Annotated in this window: 15 protein-coding genes; 8 read left to right on the top strand and 7 right to left on the bottom strand. The window is 71.6% G+C overall.

The features are described 5' to 3' along the window. Positions 1–34 precede the first annotated feature (34 nt). From AC1ROY_RS09545 to AC1ROY_RS09535, 3 genes are all read right to left on the bottom strand, one after another. Positions 35–1,678, bottom strand: coding sequence for a flavin-containing monooxygenase (locus tag AC1ROY_RS09545; RefSeq protein ID WP_493148567.1), 1,644 nt, complete (start codon positions 1,676–1,678; stop codon positions 35–37). A 79-nt stretch (positions 1,679–1,757) separates the two neighbouring features. Continuing rightward, a complete protein-coding gene (locus tag AC1ROY_RS09540) occupies positions 1,758–2,753 on the bottom strand; it encodes a Bug family tripartite tricarboxylate transporter substrate binding protein (protein ID WP_493148566.1) in 996 nt (331 codons plus the stop codon). 71 nt (positions 2,754–2,824) lie between these two features. Further along, complete coding sequence (locus AC1ROY_RS09535; RefSeq protein ID WP_493148565.1) at positions 2,825–3,508, bottom strand: ATP-binding protein; 684 nt, start codon at positions 3,506–3,508, stop codon at positions 2,825–2,827. Positions 3,509–3,619: 111 nt separating this feature from the next. Between AC1ROY_RS09535 and AC1ROY_RS09530 the strand changes: the two genes are divergently transcribed. Both AC1ROY_RS09530 and AC1ROY_RS09525 read left to right on the top strand, forming a co-directional pair. Continuing rightward, positions 3,620–4,435: a DUF6502 family protein gene (locus AC1ROY_RS09530; protein ID WP_493148564.1), complete on the top strand. Its 816-nt coding sequence runs from the start codon at positions 3,620–3,622 to the stop codon at positions 4,433–4,435. After that, positions 4,432–5,958, top strand: a complete 1,527-nt coding sequence (locus tag AC1ROY_RS09525; protein WP_493148563.1) for a DUF5666 domain-containing protein — start codon at positions 4,432–4,434, stop codon at positions 5,956–5,958. The genes AC1ROY_RS09530 and AC1ROY_RS09525 overlap by 4 nt, the downstream gene beginning before the upstream one ends. Positions 5,959–5,973: 15 nt before the next feature. Here AC1ROY_RS09525 and AC1ROY_RS09520 read toward each other — a convergent pair whose 3' ends face one another. After that, complete coding sequence (locus AC1ROY_RS09520) at positions 5,974–6,942, bottom strand: tripartite tricarboxylate transporter substrate-binding protein (protein WP_493148562.1); 969 nt, start codon at positions 6,940–6,942, stop codon at positions 5,974–5,976. A 313-nt stretch (positions 6,943–7,255) separates the two neighbouring features. Here AC1ROY_RS09520 and AC1ROY_RS09515 point away from each other — a divergent pair, with 313 nt between their 5' ends. Beyond that, positions 7,256–8,317 carry a catalase family peroxidase gene (locus AC1ROY_RS09515; RefSeq protein WP_493148561.1) on the top strand — a complete coding sequence of 354 codons (1,062 nt, stop codon included), beginning with the start codon at positions 7,256–7,258 and terminating at the stop codon, positions 8,315–8,317. Continuing rightward, positions 8,314–8,880, top strand: coding sequence for a cytochrome b (locus AC1ROY_RS09510; RefSeq protein WP_493148560.1), 567 nt, complete (start codon positions 8,314–8,316; stop codon positions 8,878–8,880). The genes AC1ROY_RS09515 and AC1ROY_RS09510 overlap by 4 nt, the downstream gene beginning before the upstream one ends. Before the next feature lie 77 nt (positions 8,881–8,957). On the opposite strand, the gene AC1ROY_RS09505 is transcribed toward AC1ROY_RS09510, so the two are convergent. From AC1ROY_RS09505 to AC1ROY_RS09495, 3 genes are all read right to left on the bottom strand, one after another. Next, on the bottom strand, positions 8,958–10,019 hold the full coding sequence (locus tag AC1ROY_RS09505) for a ketopantoate reductase family protein (protein WP_493148559.1): 1,062 nt from the start codon (positions 10,017–10,019) through the stop codon (positions 8,958–8,960). Between the two features lie 70 nt (positions 10,020–10,089). Continuing rightward, entirely contained in the window at positions 10,090–10,845 is a 756-nt protein-coding gene (locus AC1ROY_RS09500; protein WP_493148558.1) for an SDR family oxidoreductase, read from the bottom strand. A gap of 2 nt (positions 10,846–10,847) precedes the next feature. Further along, the gene (locus AC1ROY_RS09495; RefSeq protein WP_493148557.1) at positions 10,848–11,531 is read right to left on the bottom strand and encodes a GntR family transcriptional regulator; all 684 of its coding nucleotides are present in this window, start codon (positions 11,529–11,531) and stop codon (positions 10,848–10,850) included. Positions 11,532–11,601: 70 nt separating this feature from the next. On the opposite strand from AC1ROY_RS09495, the gene AC1ROY_RS09490 reads away from it, so the two are divergent. From AC1ROY_RS09490 to AC1ROY_RS09475, 4 genes are all read left to right on the top strand, one after another. Further along, positions 11,602–12,837 carry an ABC transporter substrate-binding protein gene (locus AC1ROY_RS09490; protein ID WP_493148556.1) on the top strand — a complete coding sequence of 412 codons (1,236 nt, stop codon included), beginning with the start codon at positions 11,602–11,604 and terminating at the stop codon, positions 12,835–12,837. A 68-nt stretch (positions 12,838–12,905) separates the two neighbouring features. Beyond that, positions 12,906–13,781, top strand: a complete 876-nt coding sequence (locus AC1ROY_RS09485) for a branched-chain amino acid ABC transporter permease (protein WP_493148555.1) — start codon at positions 12,906–12,908, stop codon at positions 13,779–13,781. Positions 13,782–13,796: 15 nt separating this feature from the next. Beyond that, positions 13,797–16,295 (top strand): branched-chain amino acid ABC transporter ATP-binding protein/permease, encoded by a 2,499-nt coding sequence (locus AC1ROY_RS09480; RefSeq protein WP_493148554.1) that lies wholly within the window; start codon positions 13,797–13,799, stop codon positions 16,293–16,295. Next, positions 16,292–17,197 (top strand): 3-hydroxyacyl-CoA dehydrogenase, encoded by a 906-nt coding sequence (locus AC1ROY_RS09475; RefSeq protein ID WP_493148553.1) that lies wholly within the window; start codon positions 16,292–16,294, stop codon positions 17,195–17,197. Before AC1ROY_RS09480 ends, AC1ROY_RS09475 begins: the two co-directional genes overlap by 4 nt. Positions 17,198–17,200: the final 3 nt, after the last annotated feature.

Raw genomic sequence — 17,200 nt, 5'->3', positions numbered from 1 at the left:
GGGGTCGAGGGGGCGGAGCCCCTTCGTTCCTCTCTCAGGCGTGGGCCGCCACCTTGCCGAGCTCGAACCCTTTGTACCCTTCCTTCGCGACCTCGTCGCAGATGCCGCGGTACTTCGCCATTCCGCCTGCATAGGGCATGAAGACGCGCGGCTTCCCGGGCACGTTGGCGCCGAGATACCAGGAGCTGGAAGCCTGCGGCAGCAGCGTGGCCTCGGCCGCGCGGTTCACCTCGGCGACCCAGGCTTCGGTGGCTTCCTCCGTCGCCTCGATGGTCGCGATGCCGTGCCGGCGCATGTGGGCGATGCAGTCGGCGATCCACTCCGCGTGCTGCTCGATGGGCACGGGCATGTTGCAGAGCACGGAGGGGCTGCCGGGGCCGGTGATGGTGAAGAGATTGGGGAAGCCCTTCACGTTCAGGCCGAGATAGGTGCGCGGCCCCGCCTCCCAGGCCTCGGCGAGCGGCAGCCCGCCGCGGCCGCGGATGTCCATGCGCAGGAAGGGCCCGGTCATCGCGTCGAAGCCGGTGGCGAAGACGATGATGTCGAGCGGGACTTCCTTCCCCGACTGCAGCCGGATGCCGGTCTCGGTGATGCGCTCGATGGGATCGGTGCGGATGTCCGCCAGCTCCACGTTCCCGCGGTTGAAGGTCTCGAAGTAGAAGCTGTCGATGGGCGGGCGCTTGGCGGCGTAGGGGTGGTCGATGTCGGCGAGCTTCGCCGCCGTCTCAGGGTCCTTTACGATCGAGCGGATCTTGTCCTTGATAAACTCTGCCGCCGTGGCGTTGGCCTCGATGTCCGTGGTGATGTCGCGGAAGTTGGCGCGGAACTGCAGCCCGCCCTTGGCCCAGGCCTTCTCGTAGATCGCCGTCCGCTCCTCGGGCGTGACGTCGAAGACGGAGCGGTCGTCGATGGTGAAGGGATGGCCGTTGGTGGTGGCGCGCATGGTGCGCCTGATGTCCGCGTAGTGGGCCTTCACGTGGTCCTTGAAGTCCTGCGTCAGCGGCGCGTTGTGGGCGGGCACGCTGTAGTTGGGCGTGCGCTGGAAGACGGTGAGGTGCGCGGCCTGCGACGCGATCACGGGCGCGGCCTGGATGCCGGTCGAGCCCGTGCCGATCTGGCCGACGCGCTTGCCGGTGAAGTCGACGCCCTCATGCGGCCATTCGCCGGTGTGGTACCAGTCGCCCTTGAAGTCCTCGAGGCCGGGAATCTTCGGCACGTTGGCCGAGGAAAGGCAGCCCACCGCGGTGATCAGGAACTGCGCGGAGAAGCGCTCGCCGGCCTCGGTGCGGATGGCCCAGCGGCTGGTCGCCTCGTCGAAGCTGGCGCCGGCGACGCGCGTGCCGAGCTGGATGTCGCGCTTCAGGTCGAAGCGGTCGGCGACGAAGTTGAGGTAGCGGCGAATCTCGGGATGCTCGGGGTAGCGCTCGGACCATTCCCAGTCGCGGATCAGTTCCTCGGAGAAGGAGTAGCAGTAGGAGTGGCTCTCGGAATCGCAGCGCGCGCCGGGGTAGCGGTTCCAGTACCAGGTGCCGCCGATGCCGTCGGCCGCCTCCAGCACGCGGGCCTTCAGGCCGAGCCGGTCGCGCAGGCAGTGGAGCTGATAGAGGCCGGCGAAGCCGGCGCCGACGATGATCGCATCGTATTCCGCAGACGGACTCGTGGTGTTCGCGTCGGGCATGGATCGAATACCTCCGTTTTCACGGAGTTTGACGCCCCGGGCGCCCTCGCCGCAACCCTGCTTCGCAGTTGCGGGAGAATCAGTTGGATGTGACGCCCGCCGCGCGGACGACGGGGCCCCATTTCCGCTCCTCGCCGATCATGAAGGCCTGGTAGTCCGCTGGCCCGGCCGGCCAGGGGTCCGCGCCGAACTCGCGCAGGCGCGCCACCACCGCCGGGTCGGCCAGCGCGCGCAGCACGGCGCCGCCCAGCTTCTCCACGATCGGCCGCGGGGTCGCGGCCGGCGCCACCAGCCCGTACCAGGAGGAGACGTCGAAATCCGGCACGCCGCTCTCCTGCATGGTCGGCAGTTCCGGGAGCTGCGACCAGCGCTGCGCCGAGCTCACGGCCAGCGCGGTCAGCAGCCCGGCCCGCACCTGCTGGGCCGAGGCGGGCGCGTTGTCGATGGCGAAGAGGATCTCGCCGGCCAGCACGGCCTGCATGTTGGGCGCGGTGCCGCGATAGGGCACATGCGTCACCTCGATCCCCATGCGCTGGCCGAAGAGCACGCCGCTGAGATGCGAGGAGGTGCCCACGCCCGCCGAGCCGAAGGTGGCCGCGCGCGGGTTGGCGCGGGCGAAGGCCACGAGGTCCGCGACGGACCGGAAGCCGCGCGAGGGCAGCACGATCATGCAGTTGGGCATGGCGGCGATCCGCGCCACGCCGGTGAGGTCGCGGTTGGGCTCGAAGTTCGGGCGGCGGTGCAGGTGCGGCCCGATGCCGTTGCTGGCGATGTGGTTGACGACGAAGTTGTAGCCGTCGGCCGGCGCCTGGGCGCAGATCTCGGCGGCCAGCATGCCGCCCGCGCCCGGCCGGTTGTCCAGCCAGAAGCCGTGGGCCAGGCTCTCGCGCAGGCTCGGCTCGAGGATGCGCATGAAGATGTCGCTGGCGCCGCCGGGCGCCCCGCCCACCAGCACGCGCCAGGGCTTTTCCGGCCAGCCCGCCGCGGGTTGCGCCAGCGCCGGCGCGGCCAGCCTGGCCCCGGACAGCGTGAACATGCCGGCGCCCATCAGGGCTCGGCGCGCGACTTGGACCATGGGTTCCTCCCGATTTTCCGGGAGCGTCGCGCCTTTGCCGCGCCGATTTCAAGCGTGGCGTCGAGGAAGCCTCAGTCCCGCCGGTTCGGCAGGATCATCTCCGCCCGCGTGCCGTCGCCGATGCGGCGGATGGTGCTGCTGCCGCCATGCTGCTCGGCGAGCGCCTGGGTCAGGCCCAGCCCCTCGCCCGCCTCGCGCGCGGCGCAGAAGCCCCAGCCGTCGTCCTCGACCGTCAGCCGCGTCTCCCGCGTCGAGGTGACGAGTCGGACGGCGATCTTGCCCAGCATGCGCTCGTGCAGCCCGTGCTTGATGGCGTTGCCCAGCATCTCGTTGGCGGCGCGCAGCACGGTCTCGCGCAGATGCGCGGGGCACTCGCCGCCCACCGCGAGGTCGAGGCGGATGATCTGGTCCGGGTCGCCCAGCAGCTCGACCGTGCCCTTGCAGAGCGCGCTCAGGCGATCCTCCATCGGCCGCGGCGCGCCGGTCATGCCGAAGAGCGCATCGGAAATGGTGGCGCTGAGCATGATCCGCCGCTCGAGGTCGCGCAGCATGCGGCCGCTCTCCAGCGAGAGGCGCGAGCCGTCGATCAGCACGACCTCCGCCAGGATGCGCTGGAGCGTGTTCTTGGTGTGGTGGCGCAGCAGGCGAAGCGCGAGGTCCTCCCCGACCGGGGGCGGCTCGGCGCCGGACGCCTGCGGAACCAGGGTCCAGAGCGGGCGCTCGGCATGGGCGAAGGCGGCCTGGAGGGGGGTCAATGGCGTGACTCCGTCATCGTGATGCGAAAGGCATAGGTGGGAAAATTTCCCACGTAAAGGGTGAAGTGGGTATTTTTCCCACAATTCACCCGTGCTAGGGGTGGAGCCGACGTGATCGACCTGCCATCTCCTCCGGCCCCGGACGCCCTGCTGCGCGCGCTGCGCCGGCCGCTGCGGCCGCTGCTGCGCCTGCTGATCCGGGCGGGCGTCACCTTCCCCGTCTTCGCGGAGATGCTGCGCGGCCTTTATGTCGAGACCGCGGCGCAGGACCTCTCGCCCGACGGCCGCCCGCCCACCGACAGCCGCCTGACCCTGCTCACCGGCGTGCACCGCAAGGAGATCCGCCGGCTGCGCGAGGCGGCCGAGCCCGGCGACGACGCGCCGCCGGCCGTGGTGACGCTGAACAGCCAGCTCATCGCGCGCTGGCTCGGCCTGCCCGCCACCACCGATGAAGCGGGCGACCCGCTGCCGCTGCCCCGCGCCGAGTTCGACGCGCTGGTGGCCTCGGTCACCACCGACCTGCGGCCGCGCACGGTGCTGGACAACTGGCTGGCCCAGGGCATCGCGACGATCGATCCCGACGAGCGCATCCGGCTGAACGTCGCCGCCTTCGTGCCGCGCGAGGGCGCGGAGGCGCGGCTCTTCTACCTCTCGCGCAACCTGCACGACCACGTGGCCGCCGCCGCCGCGAATGTCTCCGCCGACGGCGCGCCGCCCTTCCTGGAGCGCAGCCTGCATTACGACCGCCTCTCGCCCGAGGCGGCGGCGAAGCTCGAGGCCGCGGGGCGCGCGGCGGCGCAGCAGCTGCTGGTGGACCTCAACCGGCTGGCGCTCTCGCTCGTCGAGGGCGAGGCGCAGGTGCCGGGGGCGCCGACCCGGCGGGTCAACCTCGGCGTCTATCTCTACGGCGAGGGCGAAGCGACTTGAACTCCACGCGCCTCCTCGCGGCGCTGCTGCTGCTCGTCGCCGCCTGCGCCGAACGCACGCGGCCGCCCGCGCCCATCCCCTCGCCGGCCGCCGAGACCGAGATCTGCCGCATCGGCCCGGATGGCGGCCCGCCCGCCCGGACCGTCCCCCCGCTGGCGTCCGACGACCGCCGGATCGCCGAAGACGGCGACCGCCGGATCGCCGAAGACGGCGACCGGGGCATCGGCGGCACCGGCATCCGGCTTGCCGAGGACGGCGACCGCCGGACCGCCGGCGGCGACCGCCGGATCGCCGACGGCGACCGGGGGATCGCCGACGGCGACCGCCGGATCGCCGACGGCGACCGCCGGATCGCCGACGGCGACCGGGGGATCGGCGGCACGGGCATCGTCGGCGTGGTCACGGGCTTCGCCAGCATCTGCGTGGGTGGGCTGCACATCGGCTACGACCCGACGGTCCCCGTCGTCTTCGGCGACGTGTTGACGCCGCCCGACGCGCTGCGCGTGGGCCAGGTGGTGGTCATCTCGGCCGCCGAGCACGACGGCGCGCTGCGCGCGCGCCGCGTGGCCGTGCGCTACGAGGTCTCCGGCCCCGTCGAGGCCGTCCAGCCGGGCGCGCTCGTCGTCGCGGGGCAGCGCGTGACCCTGGTCGGCGCGGTGCCCGGCGGCACGGGCTGGAAGGTCGGCGACACCGTGCTGGTCAGCGGGCTGCGCGCGCCGGACGGCAGCATCGTCGCCTCGCGCATCGACCGGCGGCCCGCCAATGCACCGCGCACCGTGACGGTCTACGGCACGCTCATGCGGCGTGCCGGGGTGATGAGCATCGGCAACCTGCCGATCCGCGTCGAGCCCGGGCTGCTGCTGCCGGATCCCGGGCCGGTGATCGCCACCGGCCTGATCGAGAACGGCGTGCTGGTGCCGGTCGCGGTCGCGCCGGACATGCTGCTGCGCGACCCCGCCTACTGGTTCGGGCCCGATTACGGCCGCTTCTTCTTCGAGGGGTATGTCAGCCTCGGCTCGGGGATGGTCTGGCTCGCCCCTGCCCTGCACGCGCCGGGGCCGGCCGGCCTCGCCGCCTTCGACGCGCAGCGCCGGATGGTGGAGCTGCGGCCGGGCCCCGGCGGCGGGGTGACGGCCGCGGGGCTGCGCGACCCGGCCGGCGCGCCGGTGCGGGGCGGTCCCCCGGGCGGGCTGCGGCAGGCGCCGATGCCCGGCGCCGGCCCCGGCGGCCAGCCCGCGCCGCGGAGCGAGCTCGCGCCCATGCCGGACCGCAGCTTCGACCGGCGGCAGGGGCCCGGCGGCGCGGCCCCGGAGCGCGGGTTCGGCGCGCGTGCCGGCGAACGTCCCGGCGGCAACGACCGGTTCCGCCGCGACCGGCCGGATTCCGACGACCGGCCGGCGCAGCCGGGCGCCTTCCAGGGAGGCGGATTCCAGGGCGGCGGGTTCCAGGGGGGTGGGTTCCAAGGGGGCGGGCCGCAGAGCATCGGTCCCCAGGGGGGCGGCTTCTTCCGCGGCCCCCGCTGATCCGCCGGGCGCAGGTCAGTCCGCGTAGGCGCCGTTCGCCACGATGATCGGCCGCCAGCGCTCGATCTCCTCGGCCAGGAAGCGCCGGTGGAAGGCGATGCTCGCGCGCTCGTCCGTGGCGGGGTCGGTCGCCAGCTCGGCGAAGCGCTGCTTCAGCCGGTCGTCGTGCAGCGCGGCGCGCAAAGCATTGGAGAGGTGCTGCTGGATCGGCTCGGGCGTGCCGGCCGGCGCGTACATCCCATGCCAGGTGGACATCGCGATGGACTGAACGCCCGCCTCCGCGGTCGTCGGCACGTTGGGCAGGCCGGGCAGCCGCGCCGGGCTGCTGACGCCATGCGCCAGCACGCGGCCGTCGCGGATATAGGGCACGGTGTTGGTCGCCTGGTCGCAGAGGATGTCGATGCGCCCGGCCATGAGCTCGGCGATGGCGGGCGCCGTGCCGCGGAAGACCACGACGGTCGCGCGCTGGCCGGCCGCCCCCTGCACCAGCAGGGCGCAGAGATTGGCCGCCGAGCCGAGCCCGGCCGTGGCGAAGTTGATCTTGTCCCCCTCGCGCGCCAGCACGGCCATCACGCCGCGCAGGTCCTCGGCGGGGAAGTCGCGCCGCGTGACGATCGTCATGGCCGCGTCGGAGACGAGGCCGAGCGGCGCGAAGGCGGTCAGCGGGTCGTAGGGCGCGCGGCGGTAGAGCGTGGCGCCCGAGGCCATGCCGATGTTGTTAATCATCAGCGTGTAGCCGTCCGGCCGCGAGGTCGCGAGGCGCTGCGGCCCGACGATGGAGCCGCCGATCGCCTCCACCACCACCGACGCGCCGACGTGGCGTGACAGGGCGTCGGCCACGATCCGCGTGACGGTGTCGGTGGGCCCGCCCGCGGCGCCGGCCGCGATGACGGTGATGGTCCGGGACGGATAGGCGTCCTGGGCCCGCACGGCTGGCGCGGCGAGGGCGAGCGGCAGCCCGGTGAGCACGGTGCGACGACGCATGGCTTGTACCTCCCTGTTCGAGGCCCGCGGTTGGATCCGTCATGGCCCTGGTTCCGGCCTGCTTCCCGTGGCGCGTCCGGGGAAGCAGGAGCGGCCGTCAGTCTGGCATGGATGACCGGCGGTGACACGGCTTCCGTAGCCTGGATCGGGCGGGAACGATCCCGGGGACCTGTCGTGCCCGCAACCCGCCGGCCACCTCGTTCCATTTCGAAAAACCCTGGGCGGATTCGGAAGACCGCCGGTACAATCGCGATATCCTCGCCGCCAGCATCCGCAAGCTGGAGTGTTCCCATGGACCGCCGGAGAGACCCGAATGCCTGAACCGTCCCGGCCACCCTCGAAACCTCCGCTCGGATCCCTGGCGCTCATCGCCGTGGTCGTCGCGGCCGGCGCCGGAGCCTTCGCCTATACGGCGGGATGGCTGTCGCCCGACCGGCTGACGCCGACCCGGCTGGTGAACTCGCTGGCTCCGGCCGGCGGGCCGGCGCTGGGCCACCGGCGGAACCACGCCAAGGGCATCTGCTTCACCGGCGTTTTCCAATCGAACGGCAATGGGGCGGAGCTGTCGCGGGCGCGGGTCCTCGCGCCCGGCGAATATCCGGTGCTCGGCCGCTTCAACCTCGGCACCCCCGATCCCAACGCGCCGGACTCCACCGTGCGCGTCCGGGGCCTGGGGCTGCAGCTCACGGCCCCGACCGGCGAGGTCTGGCGCACCGCCATGATCGACCTCCCCTTCTTCCCGGTGGGGACGCCCGAGACCTTCTATGAGCTGCTGACGACCTCGCACAGCACGGATCCCGGTGCCATGAGGGCCTTCGCCGGCCGGCATCCGGAGTTCGCGGCCTTCGGCGCCTGGGCCGGGAGCGCGCCCTGGACGGCCAGCTATGCGGAGGAGCAGTACAACAGCCTCAACAGCTTCGTCTTCGCCAACGGCTCGGGCACCGAGCGCACCGTGCGCTGGTCGCTGCTGCCGCAGGCCGAGGTCAAGCCCATCACGCAGGCCGAGCTCGCGGCGCTGGGCCCCGACCACCTGGCGCCGGAGATCACGCAGCGCGTCGCGGCCGGGCCGCAGCGCTGGAAGCTGGTGGTCACCGTGGCCGATCCGGGCGACCCCACCGCGGATCCCAGCAAGGCCTGGCCGGCCGGGCGGCGCAGCGTCGAGGTCGGCACGCTCGTCGTGGACCGGATTGAGCCCGAGCGGGACGGCCCGTGCCGGGACATCAACTTCGATCCGACCATCCTGCCGGACGGGATGAGGGTGTCCGACGATCCCTTCCCGGCGGCGCGCTCGGCGGCCTATGCGAGGTCCTACGACCTGCGCACCTCGGAGACGCGCGACTACCCCTATCACGCTGCAGCAGGGAGCTCCCGATGATGACCGCCACCGGCAAGCGCTTCACGCCGCTTCAACGCCTGCTGCACTGGCTGATGGCCGCCTGCATCCTGGCGATGTTCTTCGTCGGCGTGGGGATGGTCTCGACCGTGCGGCCGGACTACGTGCCGCTGCTGACGACGCACAAGACGCTCGGCATCGCCATCCTCGTGCTCGCGCTGATCCGGCTGGCCGTGCGGCTGCGCTCCGGCGCGCCGGCGCTGCCGGCCGGCCTGCCCGAGCCGATGCGCATCGCGGCGCATCTCTCGCACTACGCCCTCTATGCGCTGATGATCGCCATGCCGCTGCTGGGCTGGGCGATGATGTCGGCCGCGGCCTATCCGGTCGTGCTCTACGGCGACATCCGGCTGCCGCCGATCCTGCCGCTGAACGCCCCCCTGCATGCGCTGCTGTGGGGCGCGCATTTCTACCTCGCCTTCGCCTTCTTCGCGGTCGTCCTGCTGCACATCGCGGCGGCGCTGTTCCACCTGCTCGTCCGGCGGGACGAGGTGTTCCAGAGCATGGCGCCGGTGCCGGTGCGCGACGAGGCCGCCCCGGCGAAGTGAGGGCGGGGAGCGGCTAGAGCCTTTGCCTGCCGCGTGATTCAGACCTCCGGCGCCTTCGCGCCTTCGGTCATCACGCTTCAGTTCAGCCGCAGTTCCAGGATGTGCTTGGGGTCGGGCGCGATCTCGCCGCGCTCGACGCGCTTCACGATCTCGGTGAGCGCGGCATTGGCCGGGGTGGGGATGCCCAGCGGCTCCGCCTTGCCCACGATGAAGCCGTTGATGAACTCGATCTCGGTGCGGCGGCCCTTCACCATGTCCTGGCCCATGGAGGGGCGGTGCGCGCCGCCGCCCTTCGCCGCCTCGGCGAGGCGGTGATCGTCGTACTCCTTGGTGGCCGCGGGATCGCCCTCGCCGGCGCCGGCGATGATCTCGGGGTCCATGTGGTGGATCTCCTCGAGCTCGTAGCCCAGCGCCTGGCCGACGCGGACGCCCTCGGCGCCCAGCCGCGCGCCGAAGCGGCGCAGGATGTCGTTGGTCAGGATGTCCTTGCTGATGAGGCCGGTGCAGGCGGACATCCCGTTCGCCATGCCGTTGGTGACGAGCTTGGACCAGCGCTCGCCCCAGAGGTTGGAGGTGACGTGCGTGCTGTCGGAGAGCGCGGTGAGGCGCCCGATCTCCTTGGCGCGCTCGGTGATGCGGCCATGCACCTCGCCGACGCGGTAGACGGTGTGGGCCTTGCCGCCCTTGCCGGAGGCGCGGCGGACATGGCCGGGCTCGGTCAGCTCGACCGTGATGGAGCTGGCGATGGCGCCGAGCGTCCGGCCCCAGCCGACGATCCCGGCGATGGTCTCCTCGTTCATGCAGTTCTGCAGGCTGACGACGAAGCCGCCGGGCGAGAGGTACTGCTGGATCATCGTCGTGGCCCAGGCGGTGTCGTAGGACTTCACGCAGATGAAGGCGATGTCGAAGGGCTTCTGCTTCACCGTGTTCTGCAGCTCGGTGAGGTGGATGGCCTTCACCGGGACGGTGAACTCGGGCACGTCGCGGATATGGGTGATGCGCAGGCCCTTCGTCCGCATGGCCTCGACGTTCTCGGGCCACATGTCGATGAAGGTGACGTCCTCGCCGGCCTGCGCCATATGCGCGCCGGCATACCCGCCGACGGCGCCCGCCCCTACGATCGCGATGCGGTTGCCCATGATCTGTTTCCTCGCCGTTCGTTCTTCGAGGAAAACGCTAATCCCATCGCGCCGGCTTGGGAATGCCGCCTCAGGACAGCATCTGCAGATCGCCGTCGATGGCGATGGCCTGGCCGCTGATCGTCTTGCCGCGGGCGCTGGCCAGCAGCAGGATCTGGTCGGCGAGCTGCCGGGGCGTCACGTAGTCCTTGATGCTGGCATAGGCGAAGGCCTGCTGCTCCATCTCGGCGAAGGAGACGCCGCGGGCCTGGGCCTTGGCCTCCAGCACGCGCCGCTGGCGGTCGCCCGAGACCATGCCGGGCAGGATGGCATTCACGCGGATGCCGGCGCCGCCCAGCTCGATCGCCAGCGACTTGGTGAAGCCGATCACGCCCCATTTCGCCGCCGCATAGGGCGCGCGCAGCCCGAAGCCGAAGCGGCCGGCGGCGCTGGAGAGGTTGGTGATGGAGGCGTTCACGCTCCGCCGCAGCAGCGGGATGGCGAGGCGCGCCACGTTGAACTGGCCGGTCAGGCAGATCTCGAGGCAGCGGTCCCAGTCCTCGGGGTTGATGTCCTCGACGCGGCCGGTGGGGCCCGCGACGCCGGCGTTGTTCACCAGCACGTCCAGCTCGCCGATCCCCTCGAAGAGGCGCGCCACCTGCGCGCGGTCCGCGACGTCGCAGCGCGTGCCCGCGATGGCCGGAGGCAGCGCGGCCAGCGCCTCCTCGTCGACGTCGCAGACCTGGACCTCCGCGCCCTCCTCCAGGAAGGCGTCCGCGATGATGCGGCCGATGCCGCCCGCCCCCGCCGTCACCAGGACGCGCGCGCCGTGCAAACCGAGTTCCATGGTCATTCCTCCTTCAACACGCCGCGCGCCAGGATGAAGGCGGCGGCTTCGGCGATGTCGCCGGATATTGCGGCACGGGCGGCCGCGCCGTCGCGGGCCCGCAGCGCGGCCAGCGCGGCCGCGTGGAAGCGCGGGGCGGGCGTGTGCGCGAGGCGGCGGGGATCGGCCCGCATGTCGAGGTTCAGCACGGGGCCGGCCAGCAGCCAGAGCCGCTCGATCGCGCCCTGCAGCAGCGGCATGCGCGCGGCGGCGTAGATGGCGAAGTGCAGGTCGCGGTTGAGCGCCACGGCCTTCGCGCCGTCGGGCTCCGGGCTTTCGACGATGGAGGCGAAGGCGCGCTCGATCCGGGCGATGGCCGCAATGTCCGCCGCGGTGGCGGCCAGGGCGGCGCGCTCGGCCGCGAGCCCTTCCATCTGCTGGCGCAGGTCGGCCAGCTCGGCAAAGCGCGCGCGCGACATCACGGGCACCCGCACGGCTCGGTTGGGCGAGACCTCCAGCGCGCCGTCCTCCGCCAGCCGCGCCACGGCCGCGCGGACCGGCATGGTGGAGGTGCCCAGCCGCTCGGCGAGGTCGCGGAGCGACAGCCGCTCCCCCGGGGCCACCCGGCCGGAGGTGAGCAGCGCCGCGATGCGGTCGTAGGCGGTGTCCCCCTTCGTCGGGGCGTTCGGTTTCTGGGTGCTGGACAAGGATGCGTTTCCTGCGCGAGTATGAACCGTGATCACAGTCGGCGGCAACAGCCGACCAGGAGGAAACATCATGACCGTCTCCCGCCGCGGCATCCTGGCTGCGTCCGCAACCATCGTCCCCCTGGGCCTCGCGGCCCCGTCCATCTCCTATGGCCAGTCCGACGTCATCCGGATCGGGCACCTGACGCCCCGCACGGGCTTCCTCGGCCCGCTCGGCGAATACGCCGTGCAGGCGGCGCAGCTGGCCGGCGAGGAGATCAACGCGGCCGGCGGCATCAACGGGCGCCGGCTGGAGATCCTCTTCGAGGACAGCGTCAATCCGCAGACCGGCAGCGCCAAGGCCGAGCGCTTCGTCCAGCGCGACCGCGTGGCCGCCATCGTGGGCGAGATCAACTCGGCGACGGCGCTGGCCATCGCCCAGGTGGTGAACCGCGAGCGCGTGCTCTTCCTCAACACCGGCGCCAATTCCGACGCCCTGCGCGGCTCGGACTGCCAGCGCTTCATGTTCCACGTCGAGGGCCAGAACTCGATGTACGTGAAGACCGTCGGCCGCGCGCTGGTCGAGGGCGGGCTGATCCGTGGGAAGAAGTCCTACGCGCTCACGGCCGACTACGCCTTCGGCCACGACCTGCTGCGCGTCGCCAAGCGCTTCCTGACCGAGAACGGCGGCAGCATGGCCGGCGAGGATCTGATCCCGACCGATCTGACCGACTTCTCGCCCTTCCTGCTGAAGATCCGCCAGGCGCGGCCGGACCTCGTGGTGGCGAACCTCGCGGGCGCGCAGATCACCAATTTCCTCAAGCAGTATTCCGAGTTCGGGCTGCAGTTCCCCGTCGCGGGCTTCGGCTTCGACACGGCGCTGGCCTGGGGCGCGGGCCAGGGCAATTTCCTCGGCACCTGGCCGGTGATGTGGCACCACCTGATCCAGGCGCCCTCGGCGCAGGCCTTCGTGCGGGCCTTCACGGCGAAGTTCAACCGGCCGCCGGAGAACCAGGCCTGGGGCGACTACACCGCGGTGAAGCTGATGGCGCGCGCGATGACGGAGACGCGCGGCACGGACGGGCCGAAGATCGTCGAGTATTTCGAGGCGGAGGGCCGCGTCGACATCCTCAAGACGCGCGAGGGCTACTTCCGCAAGCGCGACCACCAGCTCATGCAGGAGGCCTATGCGGTGACGGCCCTGCCGGCCCGCGAAGTGCGCAACCGCTGGGACATCTTCCGGTCCGGTCCGCCGGTGCCGGGGCCGAACGAGCCGCTGGATGCGATCGCCGCCACGGCCGAAGAGAACGCCTGCACCTTCCGCTGATGGCCTGAAATAGGGCCGCCCCCTGGGGGTTTTCCCCAGGGGGCGGCCCCCTGCTCCAGGATTCGCCCTTGCAGCTCATCTTCATCCTCGAGCAGGTGCTGAACGGCCTGCTGATCGGCGCCTTCTATCTGCTGATCGCCCTCGGACTCTCGCTGATCTTCTCGCTCGGCGGGATCGTCAACCTGGCCCACGGCGCCTTCTACGCGATCGGCGCCTATCTCACCGTCGCGCTCGCGCCGGAGATCGGCTTCGGCGGCGCCTTCGTGGTGGCGCCGGTGCTGGTCGCGATGCTCGGCCTTGGTATCGAGCGCTTCATGCTCCGGCGCTTCTACCGGGCCGATCCCATCCTGGGGCTGCTGCTGACCTTCGGCCTCGCCATGGTGGCGGAGCAGACGCTGCGCATGGTCTTCGGCGCGGCGCCCGTGCCCTTCTCCATCCCGCAGGAGCTGCGCGGCCAGGTCTTCATCGGCGACTTCATCTATTCGCGCTACCGGCTGCTGATCCTGGCCGTCGCCGTCGTGGCGGTGTTCGGGCTGTGGCTGCTGCTGACGCGCACCGCCTTCGGCCGCGTGGTCCGCGCCGGCGTGCAGAACCCGGACATGGTGGCGGCGCTGGGCATCTCGCTGAAGCCCTATATGAGCGCGGTGGTGGCGATCGCGGTCGGCCTCGCCGCGCTGGCGGGCGTGATGACCGCGCCGATCAGCGGCGTGCACCCCGCCATGGGCGCGGAGATCCTGACCTTCGCCTTCGTGGTCGTGGTGATCGGCGGGCTCGGCTCCTTCTGGGGCGTGATCGCGGCCGCCTTCATCGTGGGCGTGGTGCGCGGGCTCGCGGCCTATTTCTACCCGCCGGCCACCGAGGCCTCGGTCTACCTCCTCATGGTGCTCGTCCTGCTGCTGCGCCCGCGCGGGCTCTTCGGCGAGCGCATCCAGAAGTTCGAGTGACCGATGATGCGTGACATGCGCTCCCTCGCCGTGGCCGCCATCGGGCTGCTGGTCCTGCCCTTCGCGCTGGACCTGCTCGGCCTGCCCCTGAAGACCGCGACCGACGTCGCGATCTTCGCCATCGCCGCCATGGGGCTGAACATCCTGGTCGGCAGCACGGGCCTCGTCTCCTTCGGGCATGGCGTGTGGTTCGGCATCGGTGCCTTCGCGGCGGCGATCCTGCAGCGGCACTACTGGCCCGGCGGCATGCTGCTGCCCGGGATCGCAGCGCTTGTCATCGTGGGCCTGGGCTCGGCCGTGGCCGGCCTCGTCATCCTGCGGCGGCGCGGCGTCTACTTCTCGCTGCTGACGCTGGCGCTGACGGCCATGTCCTTCGCCATCGCCTTCCGCTGGACCGAGCTGACCGGCGGCGAGAGCGGCTTCGGCGGCATCGAGCGCTCGCCCCTCTTCGAGGACACGCGGCGCTACTACGCGCTGGTGGCGGTCATCGCGCTGCTGGCCTGCGTCGCGCTGTGGCGCTTCCTGCGCTCGCCCATCGGCACGGTGCTGGTGGCGATCCGCGAGAACGAGCAGCGCGCGGGCTTCATCGGCTACCACACCAACCGCTACAAGCTGGTGGCCTTCGTGGCCTCCGCGAGCCTGACGGCGCTGGCCGGCGTGCTCAGCACCTTCAACCACCGCTTCGCCAGCGCCGACCCGCTGAACATCGCCTTCTCCGGCGAGCTGCTGGCGATGGTGGTGATCGGCGGGATGCGCAGCTTCCTGGGGCCGGCGCTGGGGGCGCTCTTCTACATCCTGTTCCGCGAGTTCCTGTCGATCTACACGGCCAACTGGCTGCTGGTCTTCGGGCTGCTCTTCGTGGGCTTCATCCTCTTCAGCCCGACCGGGCTGGTGGGCGTGGCCGAGCGGCTGCTGGCGCCGTTCCGGCCCAAGGCGCCGGACCTCGACGCGGCCATGTCCGCGCGGCGCGTGGAGGCACCGACGCCGGTGCCGCCGGAGTTCATCCGTCCCGGCACGGCCGACGGCGCCGTGCTCTCGGCGGAAGGGCTGCAAAAGTCCTTCGGCGGCGTGCGCGCGGTGCGGGAGGTCTCCTTCGCCGTCGCCGACCGCAGCCTGCACGCGCTGATCGGCCCGAACGGCGCGGGCAAGACCACGGCCTTCAACCTGCTCTCGGGCATGTTCACGCCCGACCAGGGCCGCGTCGTCCTGGACGGGCGGCAGATCGGCGGGCTGGAGCCCTATGCCATCACCCGGGCGGGGCTCGGGCGCTCCTTCCAGATCACCAATCTCTTCCCCGGCCTGACCATCGAGGAGAACATCCGCCTCGCCATCCAGGCGCGGCATGTGGAGCGCTTCTCGCCCTGGCGCTCGGCCCTCGATATCCCCGAGATCAACACCGAGACGGCGACGCTGATCCGCTGGATGGGCCTCGCCGGCATCGAGCGGGCCGAGGCGGGGGCGCTCTCCTATGGCGGGCAGCGTCTGGTCGACATGGGGCTCGCGCTGGCGACCCGCCCGCGGGTGCTGCTGCTGGACGAGCCGCTGGCCGGCCTTGCCGCCGCCGAGCGCCAGCGCGTGGGCGACCTCATCAAGCGCCTCTCGACCGACATCCCCGTGCTGCTGGTGGAGCACGACATCGACCGCGTCTTCCAGATCGCCGACCGCGTCACCGTCATGAACGAGGGCGAGGTGCTGGTCGACGGCGGCGTCGAGGATGCGCGCAGCGACGAGCGCGTGCAGGCGGTCTATCTCGGCAGCGGCGCGCATGCGGTAGCAGCCAAGCCGCGGGCGAGCGCGGCGGAGGCCGCCGTCCTGCTCACGCTCGACAAGGTGAACACCTATTACGGCAAGAGCCACATCCTGCGCGACGTCTCGCTGGAGCTGCACAAGGGCGAGGTGATGGCGCTGCTCGGCCGCAACGGCGCCGGGAAATCCACGCTGCTCAAGACCATCATGGGCATCGCGCCGCCCGCGAGCGGCCATGTGACGTTGGCGGGCGAGGAGCTGGCCGGGCTTTCCGCCGAGGTCGCGGCCCGCCGCGGCGTGGGCTTCGTGCCGCAGGGGCGCGGGCTCTTCGCGGGCATGAGCGTGCAGGAGAATCTCGGCCTCGGGCGGCTCAAGCGCCTCACCGGCGCCGGCACGCATTGGGAGGAGGAGCGCGTGCTCGCCTTCTTCCCCCGGCTGAAGACGCGCTGGAAGGTCGAGGCCGACCGCCTCTCGGGCGGCGAGCAGCAGATGGTCGCCGTGGCCCGCGCGCTGATGGGCGACACCCGGGTGCTGCTGCTGGACGAGCCCTTCGAGGGCCTCTCGCCTGCCATCTCGGAGGAGCTCTTCGAGGCCTTCGACAAGCTGCGGCACGAGGTCTCGATCATCCTCGTGGACCATCATCTCGACCTGGCCTTGGCGCTCTCGGACCGCACCGTCGCGCTGGAGCGCGGCAGCGTGACGTGGAGCGGCGAAAGTCGCATGCTCCGCGACGACCAGGAATTGCGGAGGAAGGTCCTGTGGTTATGAAGACTGTAGCGATTGTCGGCAGCGGACTGATCGGGCGCGCCTGGTCGATGATCTTTTCCCGCGCGGGCTACGCCGTGCGGCTCTACGATGCGGTGGACGGCGTGGCCGACACGGCGGTCGGCCTCTGCGCCGAGGGGCTGAAGGGCCTGGCCGCGGCCGGGCTCTGCGACGACCCCGCCGGCGCGGCCTTGCGCATCTCGTCCGCGAAGACGCTGGCCGAGGCGCTGGAGGGCGTCGTGCTCGTGCAGGAGAACGGGCCGGAGCGCGTGGACGTCAAGCAGGTGATCTTCGCGGAGCTCGACAGGCTGGCGCCGCCCGACGCGATCCTCGCCTCGTCCAGCAGCGCCATCCGGATCAGCCTCTTCGCCTCGGAGCTCAAGGGCCGCGCGCGCTGCCTGATCGCCCATCCCGTGAACCCGCCGCACCTCGTGCCCATCGTGGAGCTGAGCGGCGCGGAGTTCACCGATCCTGATGTGATCGCGCGTGCCAGGGCCATCTATGCCGAGATCGGCCAGGTCCCCATCACCGTGCTCAAGGAGGTCGAGGGCTTCATCGTCAACCGCCTGCAGGGCGCGCTCCTCGCCGAGGCCTTCCGGCTCGTGGACGAGGGCTATGTGACGCCCGAGGACCTGGACAAGACGGTGAAGGACGGGCTCGGCCTCCGCTGGTCCTTCATGGGGCCCTTCGAGACCATCGAGCTGAACGCGCCGGGCGGCATCCCCGACTACTGCGCGCGCTTCACCGGCTTCTACAAGAGCCTCGCGGCCGAGCCGCCGGCGCCCACCGTCTACGACACGCCGCGCGTGGCCGAGCAGTGGACCCCTGCCCCGGATCTCGCGGCGAAGATGCAATGGCGCGACCAGAAGCTGGCCGCGCTCGTCGCCCACAAGAAGAAGGGTTAGGGA

It is taken from the genome of Roseococcus sp. GW821-FHT12F05 (genome assembly GCF_058806835.1).
Note: the sequence above shows the minus strand (reverse complement) of the source record. Positions and strands in the feature narration are given on the sequence as shown.

Excerpts from the sequence above, each read along its gene's own strand:
- AC1ROY_RS09515 (WP_493148561.1), top strand. The coding sequence starts at position 7,256 with ATGCCTGAACCGTCCCGGCCACCCTCGAAACCTCCGCTCGGATCCCTG.
- AC1ROY_RS09505 (WP_493148559.1), bottom strand. The coding sequence starts at position 10,019 with ATGGGCAACCGCATCGCGATCGTAGGGGCGGGCGCCGTCGGCGGGTAT.
- AC1ROY_RS09500 (WP_493148558.1), bottom strand. The coding sequence starts at position 10,845 with ATGGAACTCGGTTTGCACGGCGCGCGCGTCCTGGTGACGGCGGGGGCG.
- AC1ROY_RS09540 (WP_493148566.1), bottom strand. The coding sequence starts at position 2,753 with ATGGTCCAAGTCGCGCGCCGAGCCCTGATGGGCGCCGGCATGTTCACG.
- AC1ROY_RS09545 (WP_493148567.1), bottom strand. The coding sequence starts at position 1,678 with ATGCCCGACGCGAACACCACGAGTCCGTCTGCGGAATACGATGCGATC.
- AC1ROY_RS09520 (WP_493148562.1), bottom strand. The coding sequence starts at position 6,942 with ATGCGTCGTCGCACCGTGCTCACCGGGCTGCCGCTCGCCCTCGCCGCG.
- AC1ROY_RS09475 (WP_493148553.1), top strand. The coding sequence starts at position 16,292 with ATGAAGACTGTAGCGATTGTCGGCAGCGGACTGATCGGGCGCGCCTGG.
- AC1ROY_RS09510 (WP_493148560.1), top strand. The coding sequence starts at position 8,314 with ATGATGACCGCCACCGGCAAGCGCTTCACGCCGCTTCAACGCCTGCTG.
- AC1ROY_RS09490 (WP_493148556.1), top strand. The coding sequence starts at position 11,602 with ATGACCGTCTCCCGCCGCGGCATCCTGGCTGCGTCCGCAACCATCGTC.
- AC1ROY_RS09480 (WP_493148554.1), top strand. The coding sequence starts at position 13,797 with ATGCGCTCCCTCGCCGTGGCCGCCATCGGGCTGCTGGTCCTGCCCTTC.